The following is a 7,250-nucleotide window of genomic DNA, read 5'->3' as shown; positions in this document are numbered from 1 at the left end:
CTGGAGAGTGACAAGTTCTCCCCCTTCAGATCGTTTCTTTGGCGAGTCGGAGATTGGATAGTTCTGTTCCCAGCTCGATCCATCGGTCGATGAGAAGCTTCATGCGTTCGTAGTTTTTCAGTTGTTTGCGGATCGCTGGCAAATCCTTCTTCTTGACGAATTTACTACTGCTTTTTCCCTTCCGGGTGTAACTCACTTGGTAGTAGGGGCCGTGCTTTTCCGGGGGCGATGCCTTGCAGCGGCAGCCGGGTGTGCCACAAACATTGTATTGGGTCGAGAGACTTCCGGGCCGCAGGTCCCCAAGTTTTGCGAGGTCGCGCTTGACCTTCTCGATCTGACGTTCAAGCGCTTTTTCTCGTCTGTTTTCCATAGCCAAAGTATAGCATCGGTAAGCCGCTAGCATTATAATGCTAGCGGCTAATACTTTCGCAAGGGAGCGACGACATGGCACTATGGTTCGAGTGGTTGCAAGCTGTTCGTTCTCTCCGGCCAGCCTGTCGCCGGTCAGCCACTTTCCTCTGGTTGCTTCTTGCTCTGATGGGCTTGTGCTGTCGCGCCGATAACGCGGGCGTCACCAGTTTCGTCCGCGTCCTGAACTTTCGCGGCGAGGCCTACCATCGCTTTTTGCATCTCTTCCACAGCAAGGGGCTCGATCTGGACGCGCTCACCGCCTGCTGGGTTCGCCTCTGCCTGACCTTGTTCAGCCCTTTTCAGATCGGCTCGCGGATCGTCTGTCTCGCTGACGGGATCAAGGCACCGAAAGAAGGCAAACGCATGCCCGCCGTGAAGCTCTTGCACCAGCAGTCGGAAAGCAACACCAAGCCCGAATACATCATGGGCCATTCACTCCAGGCCATCTCTCTGCTGGTCAATGCTCCGGCCGGTCGGGTCGCCGCCGTGCCACTGACGTCGCGCATTCACGAAGGCCTGGTGTTTTCCAACCGCGATGCCAGAACCCTGCTCGACAAACTGGTGGCACTCTTGTTTTCAATAACCAGCGTCTGGAATCGTCAGGTCCTGCTGGTCGCCGATGCCTATTACGCGAGCGGCAAAGTGATCAGCACGCTCCTGTCCAAAGGCCATCATCTCGTGACTCGGGCCAAAAGCAACGCGGTGGCCTACCGGCCCGCGATTGATGCCGGACGCCGTGGCAAAGGACGCCCCCGGATCTATGGCGACAAGGTCAGCCTCAAGGACCTCGCCAAAGACCAGGCCGCCTTCACCTCGGCTCCCAGTCCTGTCTATGGTGAGAATGACGTCACGGTCTGCTATCGCTGTGTGGATCTGGTGTGGCGGCCGGTTGCCCACCTCGTCCGTTTTGTGATCGTGCATCATCCACTCCGCGGAACCATCTTCCTGCTGAGCACCGACCTCTCGCTCGCTCCTCTGGAGATTCTTCAGCTCTACGGCTATCGATTTAAGATTGAGTTGGGCTTCCGGCAGGCCGTTCACGTCCTCGGTGCCTATGCCTATCACTTCTGGATGGCCGGAATGAAGCCTTTGCGTCGGGGCAACGGTGATCAGTATCTGCATCACACCACCGACGCCTATCGCGCCGCCATCCGCCGCAAGCTACGCGCCTATCATGTCCATGTGCAACTCGGATGTATCGCCCAAGGCCTATTACAACACCTTTCGCTAAACTTCACCGCTGAGGTATGGCGCAACTTCCGCAGTTGGCTTCGCACCATGAATCCAGCGCTACCCCCATCCGAGCTTGTCGTCGCAAACGCCCTGCGGGCGGCCATCCCGGCATTTTTCTCGCTTCCACAATTGGACCCCAGCCTCAAGAAAATAACGAGCAAATACACCCGTTACGATCTGGCCTCGGCCGCCAGCCTATTGGTCGCGTGAAAAAAATCGGAAAAGTCGACACTGTCCAGTTTTCACCACAAGTGAGTGCAAGAGCAACGCAGGGTGGCACGTCGTCCCGGCGAACGTGACTGAAAGGGATGTGCCCCGTAGGAAATACTCCTGGGGTGCATAGCCCGGGACCCAGCATTGGAGCGCCATTCTGGACACCGGGCCCTGCTGTTTCCTGCGGTCGCTGGCGATGGGTGGAGGGATGTTTCGGCGATGCTTACGGCAATGTCGCCAACGTGACCCAGGACCACGCTCATCCTCTGGCAAGAATGCTCCAGGGACTGTTCGGTCTTTGCCGACGCGGCATTCCACACTACAGCGAAACTCGTTCGCCTCGTGTTTCTTTTAAACGCCTTGCGCCCGGGGTGGGACGATTGCTACGCTCATTCCTGAATTGGAAAATACTCTTGCCAGTCCGAAACACAGGCCGACTTACCCACAAAAGCTGTGACTAACCCTGTGTATAGCTTATGTAACAAAAGGCACAAACCCTGTAACAAACAAGGTTTGCAGGTGCTGCCCAAAAAATGGGCAGCCGCTTCAGTCAATCTTTATTGATGGCCTCGTCGCGCAACTCGCGACGCAGGATCTTGCCGACGTTGGTCTTTGGCAACGCAGTCCGGAATTCTACCTGGCTGGGTACTTTATAACCGGTGAGGTGTTCGCGACAGTGCGTGATCAGCTGCGCTGCGGTCAGTTTCTGATCCTTCTTGACGACAAAGATCTTCACCGCTTCACCCGATTTCCCGTCTGGAACGCCCACCGAGGCAACCTCGAGAACACCTGGGTGCATGGCCACGATATCCTCGACTTCATTCGGATAAACGTTAAAACCGGAGACGAGGATCATGTCCTTCTTGCGATCGACGATACGCACGTAGCCCTTTTCGTCCATCACCGCAATATCCCCGGTGCGCAGAAATCCGTCGACCGTGAAAATATTCGCGGTTTCTTCCGGCCGGTTGTAGTAACCCGACATGACCTGCGGGCCACGAATGCAAAGCTCACCACGTTCGCCAAGTGGGACATCGGCGCCGATATCATTGCGGATCGCAACCTCGGTCGATGAAATCGGCAGTCCGATCGAGCCGGTGTATTCGGAAATGTTCAGCGGGTTGATGGTCGCCGCCGGCGAAGTCTCGGTCAGGCCATAGGCCTCGATCAGAGGCGTTCCGGTTACCCGCTTCCATTTCTCGGCAACGGCCTTTTGCACGGCCATGCCACCACCCAACGAAACTTTCAGACGGCTAAAATCAAGCGCAAGAAAAGCTTCATTGTTGAGCAGAGAATTGAACAGGGTATTGACCCCGATGAATACGCTAAATGGATATTTTGCTAATTCGGCAGTAAATGCCGGTATGTCGCGCGGATTGGTAATCAGCAAATTGCTGGCGCCGATCCTGATGAAGGTAAAGCAGTTCGCCGTCAGTGCAAAAATATGGTAAAGCGGCAGGGCGGTGACAACCAGTTCAGCCCCTTCATCAACTTCCGGCATGATCCAGGCATAGGCCTGCGCCAGGTTGGCCAGAATATTCCGGTGCGTTAACATAGCGCCCTTGGAAACGCCGGTGGTGCCGCCGGTATATTGCAGATAGGCCAGATCCTCCTGACGCACGCGTACCTGCTTGAAATCGCTCGCCGCCCCCGCGGTCAGCGCCTTGCCAAAATCGATCGGATTCGGCAGCTTCCACGCCGGGACCATTTTCTTGACATACTTGACGACAAAATTGACGATGCCGCCCTTCAGAAAACCAAGCATGTCGCCAAGACGCGCCATCACGACGTGCTTGACCGATGTATTGCCGATCACCTGTTCCAACGTATAGGCAAAGTTTTCCAGAATAACAATGGCATCGGCGCCCGAATCCTTGAGTTGATGTTCAAGTTCGCGCGGCGTGTACAGCGGATTGCAATTGACCACCGTATAGCCGGCACGCAAAGCACCCAGCATGCAGATCGGATATTGCAGGACGTTGGGCATCATGATCGCAATCCGCGAACCCTTGGCCAGTTTGAGGTCCGCCTGCAGGTAAGCGGCAAAGTCGCGCGATAACTTGTCAAGCTGACCATAGGAAATCTGCGCGCCCATATTGATGTAGGCGACGCGGTCGCGATAGCGCGCAGCGCTTTTTTCAAACATCTCGCCAAGCGACTGAAACTCGTTCAAATCAACCTCGGCAGGCACACCTTCCTGATAGCTCTTCAACCAGATTTTGTCCACGTTGCCTCCATTCAAAGCGCTTTTGTTGAAGAAACGAACTGCCATCAGGCTACTTGGTGATTTCCAGAAGTTCCACTTCAAAAGTCAGGGTGGCGTTGGGCGGGATGGTCCCGGGACTACCCCGGCTGCCGTAAGCCTGGCTTGGCGGGCAAAGCAGTCTGGCCTTGCCGCCCACCTTCATCGTCTGCACTCCTTCGGTCCAGCACGGGATCACCCGGTTTAACGGGAAGCTGGCTGGCTGGCCACGGCTGTAAGAACTGTCAAATTCCTTGCCGTTCTCAAGTACGCCACGATAGTTGACCTTCACGGTATCACTGCTTTTTGGGCTGGCGCCGCTGCCTTCCTTGAGCGTAGTGATCACGATCCCCGAAGCGGTTTTCGTTTCCTGCGCATCAGCCGCTACGGCATGCAGTGAGAGTGCGGCAAAGAGACCGGCGACAGTCGTGGTGAATATTTTGCTGGCGATTTTCTGCATGGTGTGGCCTTTGGTTGAGGGTTGATGATGATAGGGGACGTGACGTAGCAACAGCCGATTGTAAGCCCCCTTGTTATATCTCGGGTTTCTTGAGGAGCTGTCTGGCAAAGGCGGCGTCGTTTTTTGTGATGCGACGAACCTGCTTCGGCCCCAGCGCATCGACAAAGCGCACGAAGTCCTCCAGCGGCATGGCTTCAAACGCTGCCCCTCCGTCAATCTTTTCACTTAGTCGGAACAGGCCAGCGCCGGTCACGACCATCTGGTAGCGGTAATCTTCGCTCCGCTTGTTTAGCCGAGCGACGGCGGCTGTTGCACGGGTCGAACGCATAGGATCGGCAGCACCAAGGTCGATAAGTAAGGGATTAAGTTTAACTTTTAATAATGATTCCACCCACTTACACTGTAAATTGTTTTGCTCAAACATCAAACCAATGGCGTGCCCCTGGAGGTGGTCATCGAGCAGTTAAACCAAGTTTGGACTCCAACGACGGAGACAGTGATGGATCAATCGAACCGCTACGCTGACCTGGGCCTGAAGGAAGAAGATCTGATCAAGGGAGGCAGGCACGTCCTGGTCGCCTACAAAATGAAACCCAAAGCGGGTTATGGCTATCTGGAGGCGGCGGCGCACTTTGCCGCGGAATCGTCCACGGGCACCAACGTCGAAGTTTCGACCACCGATGACTTCACCATGGGCGTCGACGCGCTGGTCTATCACATCGACGAAGCGACCGAGGACATGCGCATCGCCTACCCGATCGACCTTTTCGACCGCAATATGACCGACGGCCGGATGATGATCGTCTCCTTTCTGACGCTGGTGATCGGCAACAACCAGGGCATGGGCGACATAGAGCACGGCAAGATGTATGACTTTTACATGCCCGAGCGCGCCATCCAGTTATTTGACGGTCCGGCCAAGGATATCTCCGATCTGTGGCGCATCCTCGGCCGTCCGGTCAAGGACGGTGGCTACATTGCCGGTACCATCATCAAACCCAAGCTTGGCCTGCGCCCCGAGCCGTTCGCCGCCGCCGCTTACCAATTCTGGCTCGGTGGCGACTTTATCAAGAACGATGAACCGCAGGGCAACCAGGTATTCTGCCCGGCCAAAAAAGTGTACCCCATGGTCTACGATTCAATGAAGCGCGCCATGGACGAAACCGGTGCGGCCAAGCTGTTCTCCGCCAACATCACCGCCGACGACCATTACGAAATGCTGCATCGCGCCGACTTCATTCTGGAAACGTTCGGCCCGGATGCCGACAAGGTGGCCTTCCTGGTCGACGGTTTCGTCGGCGGCCCGGGCATGATTACAACAGCGCGCCGGCAGTACCCGAACCAGTACCTGCACTACCACCGCGCCGGCCACGGCATGATCACTTCGCCCTCCGCTAAGCGCGGTTACACGGCATTTGTGCTGGGCAAGATTGCGCGCCTGCAGGGCGCATCGGGGATCCACGTCGGCACCATGGGCTTCGGCAAAATGGAAGGCAACAGTTCGGACAAGATTATTTGCTACATGCTTGAGCGCGATGAGTGCCAGGGCCCGGTGTATTACCAAAAGTGGTATGGCATGAAACCGACCACCTCGATCATCTCCGGCGGCATGAATGCGCTGCGTTTGCCTGGATTCTTCGAAAATCTGGGCCACGGCAACGTCATCAATACTGCGGGGGGTGGCGCTTACGGTCACATTGACAGCCCGGCTGCGGGCGCGATCTCGCTGCGTCAGTCTTACGAGTGCTGGAAATCCGCTACCGATCCGATTCAGTTTGCCAAGGATCACAAGGAATTCGCCCGCGCCTTTGAATCCTTCCCGAAAGACGCCGACATGCTGTACCCCGGCTGGCGCGAGAAACTAGGCGTGCACAAGTAATCAAAGCCATGACTGCCATAGAGCAATACAAGGTTCACCAGGAGCCTTTCTACCAAGCTCAGGGCAAGGAAGTCGAGCTGTTCGCGGCGGCTTATGCGGCGCGTCTGCCGGTAATGGTCAAAGGACCGACCGGCTGCGGCAAGTCGCGCTTCGTCGAATATATGGCGTGGAAACTCAGGAAACCGCTGATCACCGTGGCCTGCAACGAGGACATGACCGCCAGCGACCTGGTTGGCCGCTATCTGCTCGAAGCGGGCGGCACGCGCTGGCTCGACGGTCCGCTGACGACAGCAGCGCGCATCGGCGCCATCTGCTATCTCGACGAAATCGTCGAGGCGCGCCAGGACACCACGGTGGTCATCCACCCGCTCACCGACCACCGCCGTACCCTGCCGATCGACAAGAAGGGCGAACTGATCGAAGCGCACCCCGACTTTCAACTGGTGATCTCTTACAACCCGGGCTACCAGAGCCTGATGAAGGACTTGAAGCAGTCAACGAAACAGCGCTTCACCGCCTTCGATTTCGACTACCCCGACGCTGCTCTGGAAACACAAATCGTCGCCAGGGAAACCGGGCTCGACGCAGCAACCGCCGCCCGGCTGGTAAAAATCGCCCAGAGCGCGCGCAATCTCAAAGGCCACGGTCTTGACGAGGGCATTTCGACGCGCCTCGTGGTCTATGCCGCCACGCTGATCAAGGGTGGTGTCGATCCCCATGATGCCTGCCGCATAGCCATGGCGCGACCGATCACCGACGACGCCGACATCCGCGCCACGCTCGATCACGCCATCGACGCCACCTTTGCCTGA

General features: G+C 56.8%; 7 protein-coding genes. 3 read left to right on the top strand and 4 right to left on the bottom strand.

What is annotated here, in order from left to right; genetic code table 11:
* Positions 1-25: 25 nt before the first annotated feature.
* Complete coding sequence (locus Q1J43_RS14950) at positions 26-370, bottom strand: DUF6788 family protein (protein ID WP_301103301.1); 345 nt, start codon at positions 368-370, stop codon at positions 26-28.
* Between the two features lie 74 nt (positions 371-444).
* On the opposite strand from Q1J43_RS14950, the gene Q1J43_RS14945 reads away from it, so the two are divergent.
* Positions 445-1,854 (top strand): transposase, encoded by a 1,410-nt coding sequence (locus Q1J43_RS14945; protein WP_301103300.1) that lies wholly within the window; start codon positions 445-447, stop codon positions 1,852-1,854.
* A 553-nt stretch (positions 1,855-2,407) separates the two neighbouring features.
* Here the strand turns inward: Q1J43_RS14945 and fadD are convergent.
* The 3 genes from fadD to Q1J43_RS14930 form a co-directional block, all read right to left on the bottom strand.
* On the bottom strand, positions 2,408-4,084 hold the full coding sequence (gene fadD / locus Q1J43_RS14940; protein WP_301103299.1) for a long-chain-fatty-acid--CoA ligase FadD: 1,677 nt from the start codon (positions 4,082-4,084) through the stop codon (positions 2,408-2,410).
* 49 nt (positions 4,085-4,133) lie between these two features.
* A complete protein-coding gene (locus tag Q1J43_RS14935) occupies positions 4,134-4,559 on the bottom strand; it encodes an FKBP-type peptidyl-prolyl cis-trans isomerase (RefSeq protein WP_301103298.1) in 426 nt (141 codons plus the stop codon).
* Between the two features lie 73 nt (positions 4,560-4,632).
* Positions 4,633-4,983, bottom strand: a complete 351-nt coding sequence (locus tag Q1J43_RS14930; RefSeq protein ID WP_301103297.1) for a hypothetical protein — start codon at positions 4,981-4,983, stop codon at positions 4,633-4,635.
* Between the two features lie 75 nt (positions 4,984-5,058).
* On the opposite strand from Q1J43_RS14930, the gene Q1J43_RS14925 reads away from it, so the two are divergent.
* The gene (locus Q1J43_RS14925; RefSeq protein WP_301103296.1) at positions 5,059-6,438 is read left to right on the top strand and encodes a ribulose-bisphosphate carboxylase; all 1,380 of its coding nucleotides are present in this window, start codon (positions 5,059-5,061) and stop codon (positions 6,436-6,438) included.
* Positions 6,439-6,446: 8 nt separating this feature from the next.
* Positions 6,447-7,250: a CbbQ/NirQ/NorQ/GpvN family protein gene (locus Q1J43_RS14920; RefSeq protein ID WP_301103295.1), complete on the top strand. Its 804-nt coding sequence runs from the start codon at positions 6,447-6,449 to the stop codon at positions 7,248-7,250.

The sequence above is a fragment of the Propionivibrio sp. genome (assembly GCF_029255185.1).
Taxonomy (GTDB): domain Bacteria; phylum Pseudomonadota; class Gammaproteobacteria; order Burkholderiales; family Rhodocyclaceae; genus Propionivibrio.
This window is presented reverse-complemented; position numbering and strand designations above follow the sequence as displayed.